Here is a 24,882-nt window from a genome sequence, read left to right as displayed (position 1 = left end):
TAAACGATAAGAACCCAAGATACTATTAACTAGATTTAATTATATTTAATCATTAGAAAGCGAGTAGGGGTAATCTTTTTTAGAAATTCCTCTTTCTTTATTTGGTTTGTCGGTCATTTCAAAATCTAAAACAGCTCCTTTTATTAACTCTTTATAGCTTATCCAGTTTTTAGAATGATTTTTCCCATTAAATTTCATCGTTTTTATATAACGGTTATCAGCGTTATTATTTTCAGCATTAATAACCACTTTTTTACCATTTTCAAGGTGAATAGTTGTCTTTTTAAATAATGGTGCTCCAAGCACATATTGGTCTGTTGCAGGTGCTACAGGATAGAATCCCATAGCAGAGAATACATACCAAGCAGATGTTTGTCCATTATCTTCATCGCCACAATAACCATCTGGATTGGGGTTGTACATTCTATTCATAGTTTCACGAACCCAATATTGTGTTTTCCAAGGTTGTCCTGCATAATTATACAAATAAATCATGTGCTGAATTGGTTGGTTACCATGTGCATATTGTCCCATGTCAGCAATTTGCATTTCGCGAATTTCATGAATAACTCCGCCATAATATTTATCACCAAAAACAGGCGGTAATGAAAAAACTTCATCTAATTGAGAAACAAATGCTTCTTGACCACCCATTAAATCAATTAAACCTTGCATATCATGGAAAACAGACCAGGAGTAATGCCAGCTATTTCCTTCCGTAAAATCACCACCCCAATCAAAGGGGCTAAAAGGTGTTCTCCATTGGCCTTTACTATCTTTGCCGCGCATTAATTTGTGTTCAGAATCATATAAATTTTTATAATTTAAACTGCGTTCTTTATATAGGTTAATTTCTTTTTGAGGCTTTTTTAAAGCTTTAGCCAATTGATAAATAGCAAAATCGTCATACGCATACTCTAAAGTTCTTGCAGCAGTTTCATTAAGTCCAATATCAAAAGGAACATATCCTAATTTGTTATATGATGGAGCTCCTGCACGACCAACAGCTGTCATAGGGCCTGCATTATTTGCACCGTGAATTAATGCTTGATATAGATTATCAATATCATATTTGTATGATCCATTATTTTTTAAATATGCATCGGAAACTACAGAAGCTGAATTATTACCAACCATAATATTACGTAAACCAGGACTTGCCCATTCTGGTAACCATCCACTTTCATCGTATGCATTAGACAAACCTTCTTGCATTTGTGCACTTAATTCTGGATACATTAAATTTAAGAAAGGGAATAAAGATCTGAATGTATCCCAAAATCCCGTATCCGTAAACATATATCCGTCACGAATTTCACCATTGTATGGACTGTAATGTATTACTTTTCCATTAGCATCGTATTCAAAAAACTTTCTAGGGAACAGTAAAGAACGGTATAAACAAGAATAAAAAGTTCCAATTTGGTTTGGGGTCGCTCCTTCAATTTCAATTTTACTTAACTCATGATTCCATATTTTTTTTCCTTTTTCTTTTAATTGATCAAAATCATTATTACCAATTTCTTTAAGGTTTCTTTCAGCTTGTTCGTAGCTAATAAAAGAGGAAGCTACTTGGGCATTTACGATTTGTCCTTTTTTGGTTTTAAAACCAATGGCTGCGCCAGCATGTTTGGAATTAGATTCTAAAGAATCCGTCAATTTAGCTTCACTAAATGTTTTTGATATTTCAAATTCTGTATCGAATGTAATTACGAAATAATTTTTAAAATTATCTGGGACACCACCGCTATTACGAGTCGTATAACCAATTATCTTTCTCTCTTCAGGAATTATTTTTACGTAAGAATCTCTGTCAAAAGCATCAACAATGATATATGATTCTTTGTTTTCGGGAAAGGTAAAACGGAATCTTGCTGCTCTTTCTGTTGGAGTAATTTCAGTAGTAATATCATGGTCAGCCAAATAAACACTATAATAATAGGGAGAAACTGTTTCAGCCTTATGTGAAAACCAACTTTCACGTTCCTCTTGCTTAAACCGTAATTTTCCACTAATTGGCATGATTGAAAATTGACCATAATCGTTCATCCAAGGTGATGGTTGGTGAGTTTGTTTAAAGCCTTTTATTTTATGAGCATTATATGTATAAGCCCATCCATCTCCCATTTTACCCGTTTGAGGAGTCCAAAAATTCATACCCCAAGGCATCGCTATTACAGGGTAGGTGTTACCATTCGATAAGCCTGGGTCAGAATCCGTTCCCATTAATGGATTTACCCAATCTACGGGATTGTCAATTTTAGCTATTTGATTGTTTTGAGCTTGTAAAAATTGAAAAAATGCAATAAATGCAATGAGTGTTGATAATGGTTTTTTCATGCGAATTGTTTAATGATATTTTTAATTTAATTTATTTAGTTTAACACCTTCATTTGTAATGACTACGGGAATGATGTATCCATTTTCATCAAAAAGCATTTCATCCATACAGATTACTCTGGAATTTTCATCAGTTTCGGTTAATGGTCGACGATGGTATACTATATAGTATTTATCATCTGTAGGAGTTATAATTACAGAATGATGCCCAGCTCCAGTAGCTATTTCTTTATTTTGTTCTAATATTTTTCCAATCCGTTTAAACGGACCCATAGGCGAATCAGCTATGGCATAGGCAACACTATAATCGGGACCAGTCCATCCGCCTTCGGACCACATAAAATAATATTTTCCGTTTCGAATAAACATAAAAGGCCCTTCAATATAACCTTCTGGAGTAATCTCCCTAAATGTTTCACCAGTATCAAAGGGAAAAAAGCCGGAGAAATCATCATTAAGCTTGGCAATATTACAATGTCCCCAACCTCCATATATAAGATAGTGCTGATCATTATTATCTTTAAATATAAACTGATCTATAGGTTGTGCTCCATTATGAAACTTATTTATTAAAGGTTTTCCTAAATAATCTTTATAAGGACCTTCTGGAGTAGTTGAAATTGCGACACCAATGCCTCCAATTTCATGATCATTCTGAATATCGTTTGCTCCAAAAAAGAGAAAGTATTTATTGTCTTTTTTTATAATAGAAGGCGCCCACATAGCTTTATGTGCCCATTTTACAGTACTAGTATCTATTATTTTTTCATGCTTATTCCAATTAGTAAGGTCCTTAGAAGAAAATGCATCTAAAAAAACTTGTTTTTCATAAGGAGCAGAATAAGTAGGGTAAACCCAATATTTATTTTCAAATATAATCCCTTCAGGGTCAGCATACCATCCTGAAAATATGGGGTTTCCAGATAATGACTGCTTTTTTTTTGACTCGTCACAAGAATTTAATATGCTAATGATAAATAATAAGATAAGCGTTTTTTTCATTCTTTAATATATTGGACTAAATATAATAATAATTTAAGTAAAACGATTTAGTTTTTGTTTAAAATAGTTACTTTTTAGAATCTGATAAGGAAAAAGGTTTGTCTGCATCCTTACTTCCTCTTATTATATTTGGAGTTTTACTCATTTCCAAATTTAGAATACCACCAGCAACCAATTCTTGGTACGTTATATAACTACGAGTGAAGTTTTTATTATTTAATTGGGCGGAGTCTATGTACACATTTTCTTTAGAATTTCCATTGGCATGGATTACAAATGTTTTTCCATTTTCAAGATGGATGGTTGTTTTTTCAAAAACGGGACTTCCCATAACATATTCATTAGTTCCAGGACAAACACTATAAAATCCCATAGCGCTGAGTACATACCATGAGGAGGTTTGTCCTTGGTCTTCATCACCAGGGTATCCATTTTCAGTTGAATTATATAATTTTTCCATAATATCTCTAGTTCTGGCTTGTGCTTTCCATGGTTGCCCAGAATAATTATAGAGGTAAGGCATATGTTGTATAGGCTGGTTGCCGTGTGCATACTGCCCCATGTTTGCCATTTCCATTTCGGTCATTTCATGTATTTTACCACCATAGGTTCCCACATGTACGGTATTTGGAACGGTAAAAACGGAATCTAATTTTTTATTAAAATTTTCTTCACCTCCCATAAGATCAATCAGTCCTTTTGGATCTTGAAAAACAGACCATACATAATGCCAGGCATTCCCTTCGGTAAATGGACCACCCCATTCATAAGGATCAAAATTAGGCACCCAATTTCCATCTTTTTGTTTTCCTCTCATAAATCCAACTTTAGGATCGTACACATTTTTGTAATTGTACATTTGTTTTGAGAAAATATCTTTATAAAAGTTATTGTTTGTCATTTCTGCTAACGCATATCCGCAAAAATCATCATAAGCATATTCTAAAGTTTTGGCCGTTGCTTCTCCAACATCAGGATAAGGTATGTATCCTAAAGTAAAATAATCTTTCCAATTACCACGGCCATTGGCGGGACCCCAAGGGCCTTTATTAGTAGCTTCATGAAAATATGCATCTAAGGCTTTTTGAGGATCAAATGTTTTTAAATCCTTTGCCCATGCATCAGCTAATAATGAAATAGCATGATTACCAATCATACTTCCAGCTTCACTAGGAAAAGACCAAGAGGGTAGCCATCCGCATTGGTCGTAAGCGTCTAATAATGCAGCTACATATTGCCCATGCATCGTGGGCTCCATTAAAGCGTTTAGTGGAAATTGACCTCTAAAAGTGTCCCAAAAACCCGTGTCAGTATACATATAACCATCATGGATTTTACCATCATACGGACTGTAATAATAAGGTTCCCCTTTTTCATTTAACTCATAGAACTTACGGGAAAATAAACTCGCTCTAAAAAAACAAGAATAAAACGTTTTGAACTGTTCTTCGGTACCTCCTTCAACAACTATTTTATTGAGTTGTTGGTTCCATACATTTTTTGCAGCTCTCTTTGTTGATTCTAGATTTTTATGGTTTTCTAGTTCTGAATTTAAATTTAATTCAGCTTGCTCTAAATTAATGTATGACGAGGCTACTTTTACTTGTACAGATTGTCCTTGTTTAAATTTGAGATAAGCTCCAATGCCTTTTCCTTTTCCGGAAAGTTTATTGTCCCATTTTTTATTTGAATTATTGTCCCAAATACCTTGTGCGCTGAAAGGTTTATCAAACTGAATTACAAAATAGTTTTTAAAATTTCCATTGAAGCGTTGCATACCACGTCCGTTATTTACATAGCCTGTAATGCGATGCTTTTTAACGTCTATGTTTACTTCGCTAACCCCTGTATAACCATCTAATACAAGATAGGCATCTTGTTTTTTGGGAAATTTAAACCGTAAATGTGCACCACGTTCTGTTGGAGCTATTTCAGTAGTAATACCATTATCTAATAATACTCTGTAGTAGTGCGGTTTAGCTATTTCATTTTCATGGCTAAATTTTGAAGCTCTTTCATTTTCATTCAAGGTTAGCTTTTCAGTGACAGGCATTAAAGAAAAAACGGCATAATCATTACTCCAAGAACTACATTGATGTGCTTGTTGAAAACCTCTTATTGTTTTCTTAAAATATTGATACTTCCAACCATCTCCATTATTTCCTGTTTGGGGTGTCCATGTATGCATTCCAAAAGGAAGCGCCGTAGTAGGGTAGGTGTTTCCTCTAGTTAATTCGTGTTTAGAATTCGTTCCTTGTAGTGTGTTAACATAATCTACTAGGTTTTTTAATTTTGGTTGAGCAACTACAGAAAAAGAAGAAAAAAATAAAATGACAATTAATAATTTAATGTTCATACGGATTGAATTGTTTTTTATCGTTTTAAGTTTATTTTTTAAGTGTAAAAGAAGGCGGGGTATCTTTAGATAAACTCCCCCATTTTTTATTTGCTTTATCACCCATTTCAAGTTCCAAAGTACCTCCGTTAATTATGTCATCATGGGTAAACCATGGCTTGTTCCATGTTTTGTTATTTAGTTTTGCCGATTGGATATATTTATTTTCTTCAGAAGTGTTTTTTGCGATAATGGTGAATTTCTTTCCATTTTCTAAATGAACTACAGATTTTTCGAAAACAGGACTTCCTATATTATATATTGGTAAACCTGGAGTTACAGGGTAAAAACCTAATTGAGAGAATACCACAAAAGACGACATGCCTCCTCCATCTTCATCACCAGGCACACCCATTAAATCATTTCTAAACCAATCTTTTAACAGTTTTCTAATTCGTTTTTGAGTTTTCCATGGCTGTCCTGCATAATTGTACAGGTACGGAATATGCAAGGAAGGTTCGTTTGCCATAGAAAATTGACCAACATTACCTGTTTGATCTGGAAGCTGCGTGTAAAACTCACGTTTACCTCGACCCATAGGCGTTGAAAATAGATCATTGAGATTCTGAATAAAATTTTCTCTTCCACCCATAAGTACTATTAAGTCTGCAATATTGTGTTGCACATCCCAGCGGTAAGTCCATCCATTATTTTCACCATAAGAATCACGTGCACCGATACCTCCAGAAAAACGATAATCAAAGGGTTCTATAAAATGACCTTCGTTATCTTTAGGGTGAAAAAACTGAGTTTTAGAATTGAATAGATTTCGGTAATTGAATGATTTCTGTCTGAAATAATCACGTTCTTCTTTCTTTCCTAACTCCTCGGCTATTTCAGATAAACACCACTCATCATAAGATGTACCCAAGGTTACAGCTACAGGTTGACGTTTTTCAAAAGAAGATACCTCAGGAATTGTTTCTTTTTCTCCATCTTTTAATGCAGGAATGTAACCGTGATTTTTATAAAATAAATCCAATTCTCCTGCGGGTTTTCCAGACCAAGGTGCTAACGTTTTTTGAGTGATTGCATTTTTTGAAGCTAGAAAGGCATTGTTTAAATCGAATTTTTTTAGTCCTTTTCTATAGGCATCGATAAAAGATGCTACGGCATGGTTGGAATTCATTCGGCGACTATCTCCTGTAATTTCTGGAAAAGTGGGCATCCAATGATTGTCCATTTGTTCAGCCATTAATAAAAAAGAATGCAAGATATCTTCTTCCTTGCTTGGATCTGTTAAAATACGTAATGGGTGATGTGCTCGGTACGAATCCCAAATCCAATCATCAGTATAAAAATCACGACCTATATCATCATGAACTTTTTCATCAAAAGCACTAAAATATCTGCCTTCTTCTGAGATACAAACAGGCCTTTCATAACTACGATACAAGGATGAGTAAAACACTGTTTTATCATCATGACTACCTCCTTCAACAGAGATTTTCCCGAGAGCTTTATTCCATATTTCCATTCCTTCTTTTTGTAAATCAGCAACCGTTTTCTTTAGTACTTCACGTTTCATGTTTTGCTGTGCTTGTTTTTCATCAATAAAAGAAACACCGTAATTAATAGAAGTAGTTCGCTTCCCTTTGGCATATTTTAAAATTAATGAAGCATTCTTGCCTTGTGAAATGTTACTCTTAATTAAACCATCATTACTGAATGTGGAGACAGATTCTGGTTTTTGCTCAGGTTCTAAATAAAGGTAGACCTTGGTATTGTTATCTAAATTTTGGTAACCAGAAATAGCTTTTCCGTTCCATTGTATTTCACCATTGCGAGAATTTAAGATAAGGTACGATTCTTTATTGTTTTCAAATTCTATTTCGTAACGAGCTGCTTGATGTGATATGCCATAATTCACTGAAATTTGTAAATCATCTAAGTAGACAAAATAGGAGTATGGAGTCGATTTTTCCAAATCGTAACTATAATTTAAAACCGATTTTATGTCATTTTCGGTACCTTGAAATGGGCTTAAATTAAAAGCAGAACTTCCACGGTGGCTCGTAACAATAAGTGGTAAGCCATGTAATAAATCTCCTGTATAATCACCACGTTCAGGATACACCCTTAACATACTATTTGGTAAATGTATGGTAGGAAAAGTAGGCACTAAAAGATGGCTTATATTTCCCATATGTGTATTTACATAGTCTACCGGTTTAAGTTTTTGTGACCATGTATTTGTGCATATTATAAATAAAACAATGCTTAAAGCAGTTTTAAACAAATTTTTAGTGTTACTCATTAGACTTGATCTTTGTAAAAAGTGATAGTTATTGTGAATATTGAATATTATGTACCATTAGTTTTAATTTCCCCAGTTGGTAACTTTAAGTATTTTATGAAAAATAGCATTATTTTCATAAACTCCTTTAAATTCTTCAGAACCTGGACCATAAGCAAATACAGGGATTAAGGTAGCCGAATGCCCCCCTGTTGAAAAAGTAGGGTCAATTTCACTGTAATCTCGATATTCACTGCCATCTTCTCTTTTTTTCTTTTTTGCGGCTAAAGTAAAACCACCTGTTTCATGGTCAGAAGTTACAACTACCAAAGTATTACCATCTTTTTCAGCAAAATCCAATACTTTCCCAATTAGATTATCAAAGTCAATAAGTTCTGATATTAACCATGAAGCATTATTAGCGTGACCACCCCAATCTATTTGGGACCCTTCACTCATTAAAAAAAAACTTGAATTATCTTTGTTTAAAAATTGAATACCAAGTTCAGTGGCATTAGATAAGAAATCTCCTCGGCCTTCTTCCATAGTGGGCATTCCTTCTTTTGATAATAGGAAACCAACTTTTTTACTTGATTCAATTGTGCTAAAATCACTTAAAGCATTGGTATTAACATCAAATTCATTTTCTTCGAAAGTTTTAAGTAAATTTTGTCCATCCTTACGATCATTAAAATATTTTAAACCACCTCCTGCAAAAAAGTCGACTCTTGATTGTGTTAATTGCAATGCGATTTTTTCTTGAGAATCCCTGCTTAAAGTATGACCATAGAAACTAGCAGGTGTTGCATGAGTTATGGCTAAAGTAGCAATTACTCCTGTTTTTATATTTTTGGATGAAACTAACTCTATTATATTTTCTACGTTTGTTGAATCATTTGCAACGCCTATGGCTCCATTATATGTTTTGACTCCACAAGAAAAAGCAGTCGCGCCTGCAGCAGAATCAGTTATATCTTGTTGCGAAGAAGATGTTTTGATGAGTCCTATGTTTTCAAATCGGCTATAATTTGGAGTAGAATCTTTGTAATAATAAGCAGAGGAAATTTGCGATAATCCTGTACCATCACTAATTAATAGGATAACGTTTTTAGGAGTATTATTAATTTCTTTGTTAACTGAGGTTGTAGATTTGCATGAAGTCAAACCTAGTACGATAAAAGGAATAACAATTTTTTTTAAGTTCATAATTTTTAATTTGATGATTTTATTTTTGTAACAAATGTGTTTTCAATACCCCATTTAGTATTAGGAGTTTCAGAGGTTTCAATAATTAATTTACCACCCTTTATGATGTCTTTATGGTGTAACCAATTTTGATTTAATGGTTTTCCGTTTAAAGTGGCGGATTTTATATAAAAATGGTCTTTATGGTAGTTTTTCACTTCAATTTCAAATTTTTTGCCATTAGGATAACTGATACTCACTTTTTTGAAGATTGGTGCAGTTAGATAATAAACAGGGGTGCCAATATTTACAGGTGATAAACCGATACTTCGCATTACAAACCATGACGACATGGTTCCAGCATCATCATCCATGGTTCTTAGATATGCTCTGGGTTGATTTTTGTATATTTTTCCTATATAAGGATCTGTCCCTTTACTATTATCATTAAAATAATTTTGAACAACAGTATCTAACAATATGTTTCTAAATAATTTTTGAGATTTCCATGGTTGTTTAGTAGCATTATAGAGTCCTGGAACTTGTAAATCTGGTTGATTGGCGTGATTGTAATTATTTTCCTCAAAAAACTGATCCAGTTCTTTTATGAATTGTTTTTCATCACCAGCTAAATTTTTAAGTCCATCAATATCATAAGGAACAAACCAGCGATATTGCCAAATAGTTCCTTGATATAAACCTCTAGCTTGCATTTTGTCAACATCATTTTTAGTTAAATCTGCAAAATCTTTTTTCCAGTATTTTTTATAATCTAGAGATTTATTATGGTATGCTTTTGCTAGTTTGTCATCTTTTAAAATTTCCATTATTTTTGATGCAGCCCAAAAATCATATGAAGATTCTAATGCTTTGTCTGGCGCACCAAAATTCAATTTGTTTACTTCCGCAATGATAGAATCTTTAATAGGAAGAAAATCTAACGGATACTTTTTTTCATATGCATCCAATAAAACAACAAGTGCATGTTCAGTACGTACCGTAGGTGAAGGTTCATGTCTTGTAGACCAATCTTTTTTTCCATATTTATAGAGGTTAGCAATAGATTTTGAAATGTCTGCATATTTATCTGGGTATAATAAAGACAACATAGGTAATTGTTCTCTATAATTGTCCCAAATAGCCCATCCATTGTAAACCTCAAAATCAGCTTTTTGAGTGGTTCCATTGATGGCGCTGTAAGTACCATCCTTTTCACTTATTTTGTAAGGAGATTGTAAACCTCTATATAAAAGTGAGTAAAATAAATTTTCACGATCGTCTTCACCTTGTACTTTTACGTATGATAGTAGTGAATTCCATTCTTGATTTGAAGCTTTTTTTACCGTTTCTAAGTTTATATCACTTAATTTATTTTTAGCATATTCAACATTTACCGAAGAAAAACTAATTTGTACTGTTGTATTATCTGTATTCGGATTTAAGCCAGCATAATATTTGTGGTCACTTAATTTTTCAAATTTGTTTAGATTAGAAACTGCTAATGCATAGTAAATCCTATATACACCTCTATGACAAGTGGTGTGTGTATCTATCCAACCAGAGATTACATTGTTGTTAATAGTATGTTCTTCAGAAATAAATCTGTTAGCTAGAGCAAAAGAAAGGTCTATGTATAAACCTTTTTCATAGGTATCCTTTGGGAAAGTATAACTTTCTAATCCAAAATTATGGTTTACACTCATAGCAGCATGTACCCCATTTTCAAAAGAAACCTCGTAATAACCAGGGCTTGCTTGCTGCTCTTTTTTGAGTAACTTGGTATCAATATCTTTGTTTAATACAGGTTTTATTAGAATATTTCCTCCACTTCCTGTACAGCCTACACCTTCTAAATGCGTATGCGTAAAACCTTCATATCTTTCAGCGTAATATTCATAACCAGTATGATTATGCGAATAAGTTTGCGGACCAATACTTAGCATATTAAATGGAGATGATGCAGATGGAGACATTTGCCCATGATCTCCAGAGCTACCTAAAAAGACATTAACTTTTTTGGCTGGAGGAGATACAGCGTTTGTATTGATTTGAGAAGTTGTACTACAGCAAATTAAGAAAAAGCTTAACGTACTTAAAATAAAAATTTGTTTCTTCATTCTATTCATTAAATTGTAATATATAATATTGACATTATTAAAAATTTTGTAATTAGATGTCTTTAGTTTTTTAGACCCCAATTTTTATTTGGTTGACTCCCCATCACAAACGTTAAAACACCACCTACAATTATTTGATCGTGAGTAATAAAGGTTTTGTTGTAGTTTTCTCCGTTAAGTTTAATAGCCTGTATATAGAAATTTTTATCAGATACATTTTTGGCTTCTATAATAAATTGTTTACCATTCTCTAAATTAATAGTTGATTTATCAAAAAGTGGTGTTCCTATTTCATACGTTGCACTTGCAGGATTAAAAGGATAGATACCCATTGAACTAAAAACATACCAAGCAGACATTTGCCCACAATCTTCATTACCACTTAATCCATTAGGTGTTGTGTTGTATTGGGTATCGAGAATTTTTTTCACCCAATATTGTGTAAGCCAAGGTTTCCCCGCTTTATTAAAAAGGTATGCAATATGATGACTAGGTTCATTACCATGAGCATATTGGCCTACCATACCCGAAATATCTGGAGAAGTATGTTCACCAGTGATTTCTGTTGGTTGCACAAATAGTTGACCAAGCATATCGGTAAATTTATCAGAGCCACCATGCATCTTAATAAAGTTTTCGGTATCATGAAGCACAAACCAACTATGTTGCCATGCATTGCCTTCGGTATAGTCGGTATCTCTACGATGTTTTGAACGATAAGGATCAAAAGGTTCATTCCAACTAACTCCATCTGAAGATTTTCCTCTCATGAATTTTGTTTCAGGATCAAAAACATATTTATAAGCATTATTAGCTCTATTTAAAAAATAATTGTAATCTTCTTTGTAACCTAAAGCTTTCGCCATTTGAGCCGCACACCAGTCGTCATAAGCATATTCTAAGGTAATAGTTACAGATTCATCTAATAAATCAAAAGGAACATAACCATATTTTTTATAATGATCTAAACCTCTTTCATTTTGCATCATTGTTGTTTTAATGGCCTGAAATGCCTTTTCAGTATCAAAATTGCGTATGCCTTTCATATAAGCTTCAACGATTACTGGTATGGAATGGTAACCCGTCATCGTATTAGTTTCATTGGCATAAAGATTCCAAACCGGAAGTTTATTCCGTTCATCAAAATAAGCTAGCATAGAACTGATCATATCACCCACTTTTTCAGGATTTATTAATGTAAGTAAGGGATGTTCTGCCCTAAATGTATCCCAAAGTGAAAGTGTACTATATGTTGTGTAATTATTGTTAGTTGCTATCTTATCATTTTCTAAACGAAATTCTCCATTTACATCGCTAAAAGTTGTGGGTGCAAGTTTAGCATGATAAAGTGATGTATAGAATATTGTTTTAAGTGAATCTACTTTTGTTTCAACAACTATATCATTAAGTTCTTTATCCCAGTTTTTAATAGCTTTTTTTTTAGCTTCATCAAAATTCTTATCATAATCTAAATTTTCTTTTGCATTTTCTATACTTACTGAGGAATAAGCGACTCTGGCTTCTAAGGTTGATCCATTTTCTTCTTCAAAAAATAACTGAGTGGCTGTTTTAGTACCTTCTACATAGTCTGAATCAATTATTTTCCCATTTGCAATTAATTGTTTTCTACTTATAGGTTTTGAAAATTTTGCAACAAAAAACACTTTTTGATTTTTTGCCCATCCTTCGCTATATCTATATCCTGATACAGTAAATTTATTTTCGATTCTAATATGAGAAGCAGTAGTTGTTTCTAAATCTATTACTACAGACTGAAGATCGTTTTTTTTATACGTGTATTTGTGAAAAGCAGTTCTTAAATTTGCGGTTAACTCCACATTAATATTATGGTCTTTCAAAAAAACACTATAATATCCTGAAGTTGCAGATTCATTCTGGTGTGAGTATTGGGATCTGTAAGGAGCATCTCGAGCTGAGAACGAAGTGGTTAAGTCAACTTTTTTATTTATAGGCATAAATAGAATATCTTTCAAATCGCTTCCACCAGTACCACTCAAGTTTAAATGACTAAAGCCTATTACAATTGAATCTGAATAATGGTAACCTGAACACCAATCCCAACCGCCTTGTCCATTGTTTGGGCTTAGCTGTATCATTCCAAAAGAAGCACTAACTCCTGGAAATGTATGTCCGTGACCACCAGTTCCAATAAAAGGATTAACGTATTTAGTTAAGTTATGTTTTTCAATTGGTTTACAACAAAAAAATGTAGTAGACACAAGAAATAAAATAAAGGATTTCAAAAGGATTTTCATTAAGTTTCTTTTAAATTATTATTTCTCTTTAACCTTTAAAAGTTTTATAAAATAACCTCCAACAACAGAGCGAGCTTTAAATCCTACTTTTTTAGCATTTGTGGTTTCGTGCCAATCACTTATTGGTACCCGGTCTAAAGTTTCATTAGCATATTTCCATATGGGGGCAACTAAGGCTTCAAAATCGGCTTCGTTTTCAGCTAAAGTTGCTGTCCAAATTACCCAATCAGATTTTGTATACGTTTTTCTACTATCTAGAGGTAAACCATATTTGTTTTGTTTGGTTAGGTAATATTTGATTTCTTTTTTCATGATAGATTTTGAAAAAATATTCAAATCTAATATCTCATCCCAAACTAGATTGTACTTCTGACTCCATGTTCCTTTAGCTTCAAATGCTAAGCTATAATGACTACCATCTGCATCAATTTTCATCCAATCTTTCGCTAATTTTTTTGCTGTTGACATGTATTTTTTTTCTGTTTCTTTATCACCTAACATGCCAGCAAGTTTGCCATAAGAAGCAATTCCTATAATAGCTTTTATAGAAAGATTTGCATTTCGGGCTAAATGGCCAGCAAAATCATCAGTACACAATTGATTGCCTGGATCAAAACCCTCTTCGGTTAAATAGTTTGCCCATGTGGTTAATGTTTCCCAATGTTTTTTTGCATAGTCGGCATTTTCTTCTTGTTGTGCAATAGCAGCAGTTAATATGATCATATTTCCCGCTTCTTCAACAGGCATATCTTCTCCATAGATATGTCCAGTAGCAATTGGATAAACACCTAAATCATGTGTAGGATAAGGTTTGTTCCATTTTCCGCTTTTTTCACTATAATAGAAGATGCCGTTTAACATCCCTTTTAATAAATCGGGATTGTAAATTAAAAACAATGGGGCAGAAGGGTAGGTGACGTCTACTGTATTTATAAAACCTCCACTATTATTTTCTTTTGAAAGAAAAAGAATTTCACCTTCTGGACTTTCTACTAATGTATGTGCAGCAATGGCTTGTCTATAAGCTAAAATGCATAAATCTGCATATTTTTTACCACCAGCATTTAAACAATCTTCATATATTTTTTTGTCAAATGTTTCCACACGTTTTATGATGCTTTTATAGTTGTTTGAAGCTATTGCTAAACTGCTATCCATAGATATACCATCTTTTTTAAACCAAGGTTTTAAATGGGATCCAAAATAGTTGATGCTGTATACTTCATCATAACCAAGCATTACGATAGTGCCTGTTTCTTCTGTTCCTACAGATCCGAAGTTGGTAATAGTATTTAATACTAAATTTTTACCGGTAATTTCTGTTTTTGAGTCAATTTTGACATGAGATACAAAAGGTAGGAGTGATGTGTTAGAGGTGCTTATGTAGTGTTGACTATTTGTAGTTGAAGAAGCTAAATAAGCATGCCCCCAATCTACACGCATATCATCACTTTTTTTTTGTAATCTGGGTTGTTCTACAGTACCAGCTTTAAGAATATTAAGATTGTTTTGTGTATATTTAGTAACTACAATTTCTTGTTGAGGTGTATATACTGCAATGTTGCTAGATGCTCCAATATATAATTTTGCTTGGTGCTCTTTTTTATCTTTTGATTTTACTTTTACAGATAAATAAGATATTGGACGACTCATTAAATCTAAGTCATCTAACAATAATGGAGAAGTGAATGTAGCAGTAAGTTCAACATTATCACAATCAAATGTGTATATGGTTTGAGTTGCATTTAGAATGACATCGATTTGTTTTGCCTTTTTTAAAGATACATTTTGCATAGTTGGAGCTTCAATAACTAAACCAGCGTCTAACCACTGACCTCCTGCTGTATTTTTTACATGAATAGCAAGTACATTATCTTTTGACTTTAATTGTTTAATAATATTTTGGTCTATGGGAATGTATTTATAGCTATGTTGCCATCCTTCAGTTTCATAAATCTTGTTGCCGTTTAAATAAACAATAACATTATCATCATGACGAAGTTTTAAATACGTTTTTTTTAGATTCGTATTGTTTAAATTAAAAGAGCGTCTATACCAAAGATTGTTACTTTTCCAGATGGTTTTAGCTTCCTTAATAACATCACAAAATGGAGCTTCTCCTTTTTTCCAATGACTACTATTAAAATTTGTTTTTTCCCAACCAGAATTCGGTTTTTTTTCAGTGTAATCTACTTGGTAATCACTTTCATCAGAAGCAGCTAAAATAGATTCATAAACTTTGGTTTCTGCACCTAAAAAACGATAATATTCATTGTCAACTTTTAAAATACCAAGTAAAGAATGATCTTGCTCTGTCCAATGTTGAGTTGCTGAGCCATTGAGCTCAGAGTCCATAGACCAAATACTAAAGTTTGGATTGTGGGTAACTAAAGGGTATGCAGGAGCCCTTAAGCCTTCTTGTGCATTATTGACTGAAGTCGCAAAAAGAAAACTTATAAACCATAAAAAAGTAAATTGTTTTTTCAAAATCATTTTGTAAAATATTTCTATTTAGTTTTACGGTTGTTTTTTTAATTTATTATTGGATTTGCTGAATATACACTCCATAGTTCATCTAGATTTTTACCTGTTAATTGTCCCCATAGAATTGTTGAATATTGATTTTTTCTTAATGAATTATCAAGCTTTTTTACAAGATTTTTATTATATTGATTTTCAATCCATTTTAGAAAACGAGCTGTAATTCGATAACTATTAGTGTAATGTTGATTTGAATTATAATTAGTTAGTTTCCACCCCGCTTTTTCATTGTTTAACCCATATTTATCGCGTACATAGTCTGCAATTCCCTCAGTAAGCCATCCCGGACCAGCTCCATTAGGATAAGCTTGAATGAGATGCATGATTTCATGTGTCATAAGGTCAAAATCATGAGGATTTTTAAGCATCCAGTCTGTGCTTACAGTAACAGTATTCCCGCTTGCGTATGCTACGAATGCTCCATTATTTTCATTATTAGATTTAATAATTACTTTTAAGTCCGTGATTGCATGTGGATTATATTTTCTCATCAGTTTTGGATATGTTTTATAAATAATTTCCTTAAATGCTTTTTCGGTATTTTCATCAAGGGCTTTATTTTTATCAATATAATCAACTGAAACTTTATTATTTATTTTAACAAAAGAGGTTAATACTAATAAAAGTATTGTGGGAAATATTATTTTTTTTAAAATTATCATCTGTATTTTTTTTAAACATGTAAAACTATTAAGCTTATTAATAATAACTTGTTCTTTATGATTGTAATTTAATATGAAACACTTATATATTTTTGAAATGATTGGAGTGTTTCCATGTTATGAATAAACTATTAAATTAATTGGGTAAAGAAAATAAACGCCATTCTTGCATTTGAAACAAACTGTTACCATTATTTTTCAAAACATCAAATCTATAATACTTATAAGCAGTGCTGTTTTCAAAGTAGAACTCTCGTGTCAATTTCCTGTCAGGAAAACTGTATTCAGTTCTTGTGTCTAAAGTATCCCAAGTTGTTCCATCCAATGAGCCTTGAATTTCCCAATCACGTGGATCTCTGCTTGGGGCATCATTTCCTGATGTAAACGAATAATATCCAGCAATTACCGGAGTATCAAACTCTAGGTTTATCCAAAATGGCGCCACATATCCAGATAAGTATTTTGTATCTAAATTGTTATCGATTAACTTTAATGATCCTTCCGATCCATTAGCCCCACCATTATATTCCCTGTTCACAGTAATAGTGCTTTGATCTGTAATATCGACTGGAGCTCCAGATATTACTTTTAAAGGCACCGATGCGGTTATAGAATCGTCATCAGCAGCAGTAATACGTAGCGTAGTGCTTCCTGACCCTGTAGCAGTAAGAGATACGGATTTATCTTCGTTTACTACCAAATCAGCAACATTAGGATCATCAACAGCCCATACGTAATCTCTATTAGGTACAATATTTGGTTCAAAAGAGGCAGTAACATTTTGACTGTCTCCTGATATTAATAGAATAATATCATAATTATCAAGATTAACATCACTCTCTACCAAGTCTGGAAAATCACGTCTTCCATCACAGGAAAACAGAGAAATCAGAAAAGCTAAATAGACGATGTTGTTCAATTTTAAAAAATATGTTTTCATTATTTTAATTATTAGTTGTATCCAGGGTTTTGATCTAGATTTGGGTTAGCTTGTAATTGTTTCAATGGTATTGGGTATAGCGTCCGTGTTAAATCACCTGTAGGTTCATGATCCCACCATGAAGCTGTAGTGAATTTGCCGAAGCGAATTAAATCGGTACGTCTCTTTCCTTCGAATATAAACTCTCTACCTCGCTCTGCAAGCAATTCATCGGTAGTTAAAGTAGTTGTGGTATACATTTCACTTACCCAATCAGCGGGTGTAAAATAACGTATTTTACTTTCGTTGATTAGATCAACAGCTTCCTGTGTAGCAACACCTTCGTTTGAACGTATAATAGCTTCAGCTTTGTTGAAATAGATTTCAGTTAATCTATATATCACATAATCCCCTTCCAAGTAGTTCTCGTCATCTTGTCTACCGGCTCTGTATTTATAAAATCTTGCACCACTATTTTCTTCGCCATCTGTCATAGAGCCTTCACCAGTTTGACCTTCTGTATTTCTTCTTATATTATTAACATAAACAAAAGGTTGTCCACGATACTCTTCTGAACCTAAGATTGGCTCATTAGTATCTATTTTAAACTGAGGTCCAAATAGAAACCATTCTTGTTTACGAATGTCATTTTCTTTATATGCATTAAATGCCGTTGGTATCACTACAAAAGCGTTATTGCCAGAAAAGTTAACATCTAATGCAGCAGTCATGTTTGAGAAGCCCATATAGAAAGACCTCCAATCATACCCAAAATCATTTTTACGGCTAAACGGAAATTGAAATATATTCTCTGGAGATTTATGGTTTGTATTATTAAATGGGCCTAAAGGATCTTGATCAAGGACTATGTTTCCTGTTAACGCACCTCCCTCTCCATTAATAATTTTATCGGAATAAGTAATGCAGTCTTCCCAGCGGGGTGTTCCAGACCATATTTCAGCATTGAGATAAAGTTCTGAAAGCATTGAATATCCTACAGCTCTTGACATTCTTCCAATTAGCTTCGGAGATAATAGTTGTAACTTTTCAACATTATCAAGAAGTTCTTGCTCAATAAAAGCAAATACTTCTTTACGATCAGCGGTTGGAGGATCGTTGGGTATACCTACTGTTGTAACAATTGGCACATTACCCCACAAATCCATAATTTTCATGTAGTGATATGCTCTAAGTACCTTCGCTTCTGCTACTATTGATGCCAGTCGTTCTGGGGCAACTCCTATAGCTAGGGGATTTACTGCTTCTATATTTTCTATAGCTGTATTGACATAGCCTAAACCAGTCCACATTAATCTCCAAGTGTTGTTTAAACGGCTTTCTTGATCAGTCCATGTATGGTAGTGTTGCCGGATATGGTCTCCGTTATCATACGCATGCCTTCCTTTCTGAGGCCAAGCAGTTTGGTCGGCAGAAAGTTCACTATGATAATAGTAGGCACTTTGTCCTGACCAAGCTAGCCATGCTTGCATGTGGGTAAATGGTCTTAAGTTTGCTTGTATGAGTTCTAATTCGGTTTTATAAAAATTGCTTGCTGATAATTCCGAATACGTCGTTTCATCTAAATTTGTGCACCCAAACGTGATTACGAGTAAAAGAAGACCTTTTATTTTATATAAGTTTGTTTTTTTCATGTCAATAAATATTAAAAATTGATATTAATTCCTGCCGTTATGGTAGTAGTACGTGGATAAAAATCTCTATCATCTATCCCTGGATATAGACCTGTATCTTGAACTTCAGGATCTCTACCAGTATATCCAGTAAAAGTTGCTAAGTTCCTTGCACTACCAAAAATACGCAGACCAGTAATTGGACTTTTGTCTGGTAAATTAAAATTGTAACCTAAGGTTATATTATCTAATTTGATGAAATCACCACTTTCCAAATAATAATCTGAATATTGAGGTGCTTGGCTAATCTGGCTATATTGCCCTAATGCTGAAGTGAGTATGCCTGGCTTCAGATTTTGGTTACCATAAAACATATCTACAGTATTTAAGATATCATACTTGAATTTACCTCTAAAGAAAATAGTTAAATCCAAGTTTTTATATTTAAAAGTGTTTGTGAAAGAAGCGTAGTATTTAGGTAAACCATTGCCTATTATTTCTTTGTCTTCATCTACCATATCACTCACACCTCCAATAGTTCCATCTGCCTTATGAAATAACCATTTGCCATCCGCTGTAAATCCAGCAAAGCGTTTGCCATAAAAATTTCCGATAGGACCACCTTCTGTGTTTCTAATAGCATTGCCTAAGTTCCCTGGGTTTCCAATGTTTCCACCAAATAATTCCTCAGCAGCAAAAATCTGATTAGATAATTTACTCAACTCATTGGTTTGATAACTTCCTACAAAATCAGCAGTCCATGAAAAATCTCCTTTGTTAATAATACGATAACTAAGACTTAATTCTAACCCTTTGTTTTTTATATCACCTACGTTTGTATAAATACTACTTTGAACAAATGGAGGTTGTGGCACATCATAGTTTAAAAGTAAATCTTCTGTTTTTCTTGAGTATATATCTATGGAACCAGTTAATCTGTTCGAAAACGTTCCAAAATCTAAACCTATGTTAAATTCTTTTTTTGTTTCCCATTTAAGATTGGGATTGGGGTTTTTAACAGGACCATATGTTTGAAAATAAGTAGGGTCAATTGCATTTCCAACAAAAATTGGATATTTACCTCCAGTACCCAGTGTTACAATAGATTGATAATTGGGAATACCTTGATTACCAGTCACACCATAACCTGCTCTAAGTTTTAAATTTTTTACAAAGTCAACATTTTTCATAAACATCTCATCTGAGATCACCCATGCTCCAGAAATTGCAGGAAAAGTTGCCCACTTATTGTTTGCTCCAAATCTGGACGATCCCTCATGTCTAACAGAAGCCTGTAAAAAATAACGATCTTTATAATTATAGCTCAATCTTGAAAAATAAGCAATCAACGTATTATCTTCTTTAAAGCTAGAAAGATTTGGATCGGGAAGTAATTCATCAGTAATAGCATTACCTGCTCCAAGGTTCCAATCCTGAAAACCATCTGTATAAAAACCACTATTATCTACAGAATAATTTTCAGTAGTGGCATATTGGTAACTATATCCTCCTAAAAATTCAAAGAAGCTATCACCAAAATCTTTATTATAGACTATTGTAGGTTCAAGCGTTTTGGTAAAATCTAAGTGATTTCCCTTGTAGGCATATCCTGTGCCTTTATATTCACTTCCGGAATTATATTGGGCATAATCTTGGGTAGATCTATAACGTCTATCATCCCATGAATTTCTTTGGTACGAGCCAAATATAGATGCGACAAAACCAGGTATAAATTCATAACTTAATTTTATATCACCAGAAAAGGTAAGTTGTTTTCTTTGATTTATGCGATTCTTATATTCTGAAAAGGGATTATAACCATTTACAGGTTGATAATAACCATACAGACCTTCATTATTGAGATCTCCTCCTGGTTCTGCAAAAATAGGAGCGGTAGGATTCCAATCTGTTACAATACCAAATTGACCCCCGCCTAAAAGATTAGCATCGTTGATATTTACGCCAACACTAGAAGCAAATTCAAATTTATCATTTAAGCCCGATTGGTTGAAGCTACCTCTAACACCAAATTCTTCACGTCCATTCTCTAAAGCAATGCCCTGGGAGTCTTTATAATAAATAGATGCTCTATAAGTACCTGTTTCACTTCCGCCGGAAGCTACAAAGTTGTGATATTGTGTTAAATTAGATTCATTTACTAATTCATCAAATATATCTGTAGATGAACCCAAATCATTATCAGCACTGATAATACCATCAGTTATGGCTTGGCGAAATTCATCAGCTGATAAAAAGTTAGGCTTAGTATTTACATAGTCTTTTGACAAGAATGTAGAATAATTAAAGCTACTTTGTCCTTTCTTTCCTTTTTTAGTCGTAATTAAAATAACTCCATTTGTACCACGTGTACCATAAATTGCAGCAGCTGCACCATCTTTTAAAACGTCAAAGGATTCAATGTCATTTTGCTGAAGGAGATCTAAGTTTCCTCCTGGAACACCATCAATAACTATTAACGGAGAAGAAGAACCAGTTAAGGAAGTAATACCTCTTAGTTGTATAGCTACACTCGAGTTAGGATTGTTGCCACTAGGACGGGTAATTTGTAGGCCAGCGACTTTACCTTGTATTAAATCTAAAGGAGATGAAACGACACCTTGATTAAAGTCATTAGATTTTACTTTGGTGACAGCAGTAGATACTGCTTTTCTTTGCTGACTACCATAACCGATAAGTACTATTTCGTCAAGTTTTTGGTTATCTTCTTCAAGTACCACATTAATTCTTGTTTGTAGTCCAACTGTAATTTCTACTGTTTTCAAGCTAACATAAGAAAAAACTAATATTGAATTTTGAGATGATACTTTTATAGTGAAATTACCATCAAAATCGGTAATAGCGCCATTGTTTGTATTCTTTTCTGATACATTAGTTCCTGGCAAAGGAATCCCTTCAGAATCTGTTACAATTCCAGTAATTACAATAGGGTTACTTTGCAAATAAAAAGCAAAAGCATTAGTTTGAGTAAGACAAAAAATTAAAAATCCTAAAATAGCCGAAATCTTATATCTTTTTTTTTTACGCTTCAAAGACATCATAGCTAGTGATGGTGTTTCTTTTATTTGTTCTGTTTTTTTCATTAGTTAATAGTTTTGTTTAGTTATTATTTACAATTAGCTAAATCGATTTAGTTAATTGTAAATATATTAACTTTATTGCAACTAACAAACTATTAATTATTTAATTACATTATTTTTATGTTAAATAAAAATTTCACTTCTGTCACTAAGCTAAATTTATTGTTTACCTTATTTTAGGTCTTAATATACTTAAATAGCAAATTGAATAAAACTCAAAAAATAAGTGTAGTTAGCTGTATTAAATAATCACTAAAAAAGGAAGAATATTTTTTATTGATAAAAGCGAAGTAAAATAAATTTAGATTCAATTTTGTTGTCATTATTTGATAAATAATGACATTGCTGTTTTAACGAAGTTTTAAAATCCAATTTTTTTTTAGATTGTATTGTTTAAATCAAAAATGCGTCTGTACTGAAGATTGTTACTTTTCCAGACGATTTTAGCTTAGTATTATCACTAAAAGGAGCATCTCCTTTTTTCTAATGACTACTATTAAAATTTAGTTTTAAGTAGCAAAACAAAATATTTTGAAATTAATGATTGTCTTATTTTTTTTAAATAAACAAAACGATTTAGTTAATTAATAAAAAAACCATCGATTATTATAACCGATGGTTTTTTCTAAGGGATTTTATCTGGGCCCTATTAATCTCCACTCACTTAATTGTATAGAACTACCTCCATTATTCTCGCTAATACTTATCCTGTAATACAGATACTCTGTGTTGTTAGAAATTGGGAAGGTTATTGTTTGACGCCGGTTTGGGAAGCTCTGGTCTGTTTGTGTATCTAATGTTTCCCATGCGCTTCCGTCATTAGAAGCTTGAAACTCCCAAGTTTTGAGATCTCTATCAACTGCAGAATCAGCTGAAGTGATTGTATACCGGGTTATTACTTTAGCTTCAGCTAATTCTTGTTGCATCCACAGAGAACCTGAAAAATCAACAAGAAATTTTGTTTCTACATCCCCATCTACTGCTTTAAGTGATCCTTCTGCTCCATCAGAACCATTTATATTTTCTGTACTTACCGTTAAAGTAGCATCTCCAGTATAATCCAACTCTCTAATTTCTTGAATTGAGAAAAATCTGATTTCTGAAACTTGCATAAGGCTACTACCACCATTTTCATGAATGTGTAGTCTATAAAAGCTATATTCTTCTTCATTAGAAAATGAGTAGGTTTTAGTTTGCTTCCTGCCACTAAAGGCTTCGTTTTCTTTAGTATGTAAACTAACCCAGTTTATGCCATCCTTTGATCCAGTTAACTCCCATTTTCTAGGGTCTCTGTCTGGAGCATCATTTGCAGATGAGATTGAATATTGACTAATAGCTACAGGTTCAGCATATTGTAGTTGAATCCAAATAGGTTCATTAGGATATTTGTCAACTAAGAATTTTGAATCAACACTAGCATCAATAACTTTTGGAGAACCTTCTTTATGGCTTGGCCCTCCATTATTGTCTCTACTTACTGAAAGTACTCCTTGGTTGGTTACATCTATTACTTCAGTAACAGGATCGAAAGGATAGTTAAGATCTGGGAATTTTGCTTTAGCTTGAAACAATAACTCTTCATATACATCATTCCAGCCAAAAGCTATTTCTGCTAGTGGTTGTAAATCTTCACCAGTGGCACCACTAAAAAAGTGAATCATTTCTCCTAAATTGAGGTCTCTTGAATATGAGTTTCCGGTTAGGGGGTATTTTTCTGAAAGTAGTTTAAAAAAGTTACTAAAAATTACTGAGCCATTATAATTTTCATACAATGGTAAAAACCAATCTCTAAACCAAAAAATATTAGCTGAAGGATAGGATACTTCTTCGGCTATAGCTGCATCGTAAATGCGTTGAGCGTCAGCGTCAAGCCCCATGTCCTTATAAATATCGTATGCAAAAATCTTGGCAAACTGATCTTTCCAAAGTTCTTTTCCTATGGCTCCTTTAACCCCTTTTACTGAACTTTCTACAAGATTTTCTATGAGAAATACTATTCTATCTTTATTATTAGTATCTATTTCAGCTCCTTCTAAAGATATATCTATAAGGCTTTGGAAATTTGATACTTCATCAAAATAAGTTGATATATAAGATTCAGAACTTAAATCTTCATGTATTACTGCGTAAAGTCTACTTCCTTCATCTCCAAAATCCCCATAATTGTTTATGACAGATTTCCATGAATCGCTTATAAAAGCATATGGCCATTCAATTTCCCGATTTACTTCATTTCCATAATAGACAGCTAAATAGGTATCGAAATATTTACGGTTCAAAACATCTGAATGCCCATTCCAATTTTCTTTAAGACCTCTTGGAGGAGATCCAGGTGGGTCATCATTTATTACTGAATCTGGATAGCCTTTTAAATTAAAGCCATCTTCTGTACATGAAAATAATACCAAAGTTACCATCAGTACTAGTGTAGAATTTAAAATTTTCTTCATGATTTTTTTATTTTAATATTATTATTTTAA

General features: G+C 33.0%; 13 protein-coding genes. All 13 read right to left on the bottom strand.

Translation table 11 applies throughout. The features are described 5' to 3' along the window. Nucleotides 1–45: 45 nt before the first annotated feature. Entirely contained in the window at nucleotides 46–2,340 is a 2,295-nt protein-coding gene (locus tag QLS71_RS00680) for a GH92 family glycosyl hydrolase (protein WP_308992384.1), read from the bottom strand. A 21-nt stretch (nucleotides 2,341–2,361) separates the two neighbouring features. After that, nucleotides 2,362–3,342 (bottom strand): glycoside hydrolase family 43 protein, encoded by a 981-nt coding sequence (locus tag QLS71_RS00675; protein ID WP_308992385.1) that lies wholly within the window; start codon nucleotides 3,340–3,342, stop codon nucleotides 2,362–2,364. Nucleotides 3,343–3,409: 67 nt separating this feature from the next. Further along, nucleotides 3,410–5,698: a GH92 family glycosyl hydrolase gene (locus QLS71_RS00670; RefSeq protein ID WP_308992386.1), complete on the bottom strand. Its 2,289-nt coding sequence runs from the start codon at nucleotides 5,696–5,698 to the stop codon at nucleotides 3,410–3,412. A 31-nt stretch (nucleotides 5,699–5,729) separates the two neighbouring features. Beyond that, nucleotides 5,730–7,994: a GH92 family glycosyl hydrolase gene (locus tag QLS71_RS00665; RefSeq protein ID WP_308992387.1), complete on the bottom strand. Its 2,265-nt coding sequence runs from the start codon at nucleotides 7,992–7,994 to the stop codon at nucleotides 5,730–5,732. Between the two features lie 63 nt (nucleotides 7,995–8,057). Then, nucleotides 8,058–9,179 carry an alkaline phosphatase gene (locus QLS71_RS00660; protein ID WP_308992388.1) on the bottom strand — a complete coding sequence of 374 codons (1,122 nt, stop codon included), beginning with the start codon at nucleotides 9,177–9,179 and terminating at the stop codon, nucleotides 8,058–8,060. A gap of 5 nt (nucleotides 9,180–9,184) precedes the next feature. Then, nucleotides 9,185–11,275: a glycoside hydrolase domain-containing protein gene (locus QLS71_RS00655; protein WP_308992389.1), complete on the bottom strand. Its 2,091-nt coding sequence runs from the start codon at nucleotides 11,273–11,275 to the stop codon at nucleotides 9,185–9,187. 62 nt (nucleotides 11,276–11,337) lie between these two features. Next, on the bottom strand, nucleotides 11,338–13,551 hold the full coding sequence (locus tag QLS71_RS00650) for a GH92 family glycosyl hydrolase (RefSeq protein ID WP_308992390.1): 2,214 nt from the start codon (nucleotides 13,549–13,551) through the stop codon (nucleotides 11,338–11,340). A gap of 18 nt (nucleotides 13,552–13,569) precedes the next feature. Next, nucleotides 13,570–16,038: a DUF4965 domain-containing protein gene (locus tag QLS71_RS00645; RefSeq protein WP_308992391.1), complete on the bottom strand. Its 2,469-nt coding sequence runs from the start codon at nucleotides 16,036–16,038 to the stop codon at nucleotides 13,570–13,572. 44 nt (nucleotides 16,039–16,082) lie between these two features. After that, on the bottom strand, nucleotides 16,083–16,754 hold the full coding sequence (locus QLS71_RS00640) for a basic secretory protein-like protein (RefSeq protein ID WP_308992392.1): 672 nt from the start codon (nucleotides 16,752–16,754) through the stop codon (nucleotides 16,083–16,085). Between the two features lie 136 nt (nucleotides 16,755–16,890). Beyond that, nucleotides 16,891–17,694 carry a discoidin domain-containing protein gene (locus QLS71_RS00635; RefSeq protein WP_308992393.1) on the bottom strand — a complete coding sequence of 268 codons (804 nt, stop codon included), beginning with the start codon at nucleotides 17,692–17,694 and terminating at the stop codon, nucleotides 16,891–16,893. A gap of 11 nt (nucleotides 17,695–17,705) precedes the next feature. Next, nucleotides 17,706–19,325 carry a RagB/SusD family nutrient uptake outer membrane protein gene (locus tag QLS71_RS00630; RefSeq protein WP_308992394.1) on the bottom strand — a complete coding sequence of 540 codons (1,620 nt, stop codon included), beginning with the start codon at nucleotides 19,323–19,325 and terminating at the stop codon, nucleotides 17,706–17,708. Nucleotides 19,326–19,336: 11 nt separating this feature from the next. Continuing rightward, complete coding sequence (locus QLS71_RS00625) at nucleotides 19,337–22,405, bottom strand: SusC/RagA family TonB-linked outer membrane protein (RefSeq protein ID WP_308992395.1); 3,069 nt, start codon at nucleotides 22,403–22,405, stop codon at nucleotides 19,337–19,339. A gap of 632 nt (nucleotides 22,406–23,037) precedes the next feature. Beyond that, a complete protein-coding gene (locus QLS71_RS00620; RefSeq protein WP_308992396.1) occupies nucleotides 23,038–24,852 on the bottom strand; it encodes a discoidin domain-containing protein in 1,815 nt (604 codons plus the stop codon). Nucleotides 24,853–24,882: the final 30 nt, after the last annotated feature.

Origin of the sequence: Mariniflexile litorale (assembly GCF_031128465.2) — a bacterium.
Lineage (GTDB): Bacteria > Bacteroidota > Bacteroidia > Flavobacteriales > Flavobacteriaceae > Mariniflexile > Mariniflexile litorale.
This window is presented reverse-complemented; position numbering and strand designations above follow the sequence as displayed.

Coding starts and splice junctions, on each gene's coding strand:
- QLS71_RS00680 (WP_308992384.1), bottom strand. CDS start 2,340: ATGAAAAAACCATTATCAACACTCATTGCATTTATTGCATTTTTTCAA.
- QLS71_RS00675 (WP_308992385.1), bottom strand. CDS start 3,342: ATGAAAAAAACGCTTATCTTATTATTTATCATTAGCATATTAAATTCT.
- QLS71_RS00670 (WP_308992386.1), bottom strand. CDS start 5,698: ATGAACATTAAATTATTAATTGTCATTTTATTTTTTTCTTCTTTTTCT.
- QLS71_RS00665 (WP_308992387.1), bottom strand. CDS start 7,994: ATGAGTAACACTAAAAATTTGTTTAAAACTGCTTTAAGCATTGTTTTA.
- QLS71_RS00660 (WP_308992388.1), bottom strand. CDS start 9,179: ATGAACTTAAAAAAAATTGTTATTCCTTTTATCGTACTAGGTTTGACT.
- QLS71_RS00655 (WP_308992389.1), bottom strand. CDS start 11,275: ATGAAGAAACAAATTTTTATTTTAAGTACGTTAAGCTTTTTCTTAATT.
- QLS71_RS00650 (WP_308992390.1), bottom strand. CDS start 13,551: ATGAAAATCCTTTTGAAATCCTTTATTTTATTTCTTGTGTCTACTACA.
- QLS71_RS00640 (WP_308992392.1), bottom strand. CDS start 16,754: ATGATAATTTTAAAAAAAATAATATTTCCCACAATACTTTTATTAGTA.
- QLS71_RS00635 (WP_308992393.1), bottom strand. CDS start 17,694: ATGAAAACATATTTTTTAAAATTGAACAACATCGTCTATTTAGCTTTT.
- QLS71_RS00630 (WP_308992394.1), bottom strand. CDS start 19,325: ATGAAAAAAACAAACTTATATAAAATAAAAGGTCTTCTTTTACTCGTA.
- QLS71_RS00625 (WP_308992395.1), bottom strand. CDS start 22,405: ATGAAAAAAACAGAACAAATAAAAGAAACACCATCACTAGCTATGATG.
- QLS71_RS00620 (WP_308992396.1), bottom strand. CDS start 24,852: ATGAAGAAAATTTTAAATTCTACACTAGTACTGATGGTAACTTTGGTA.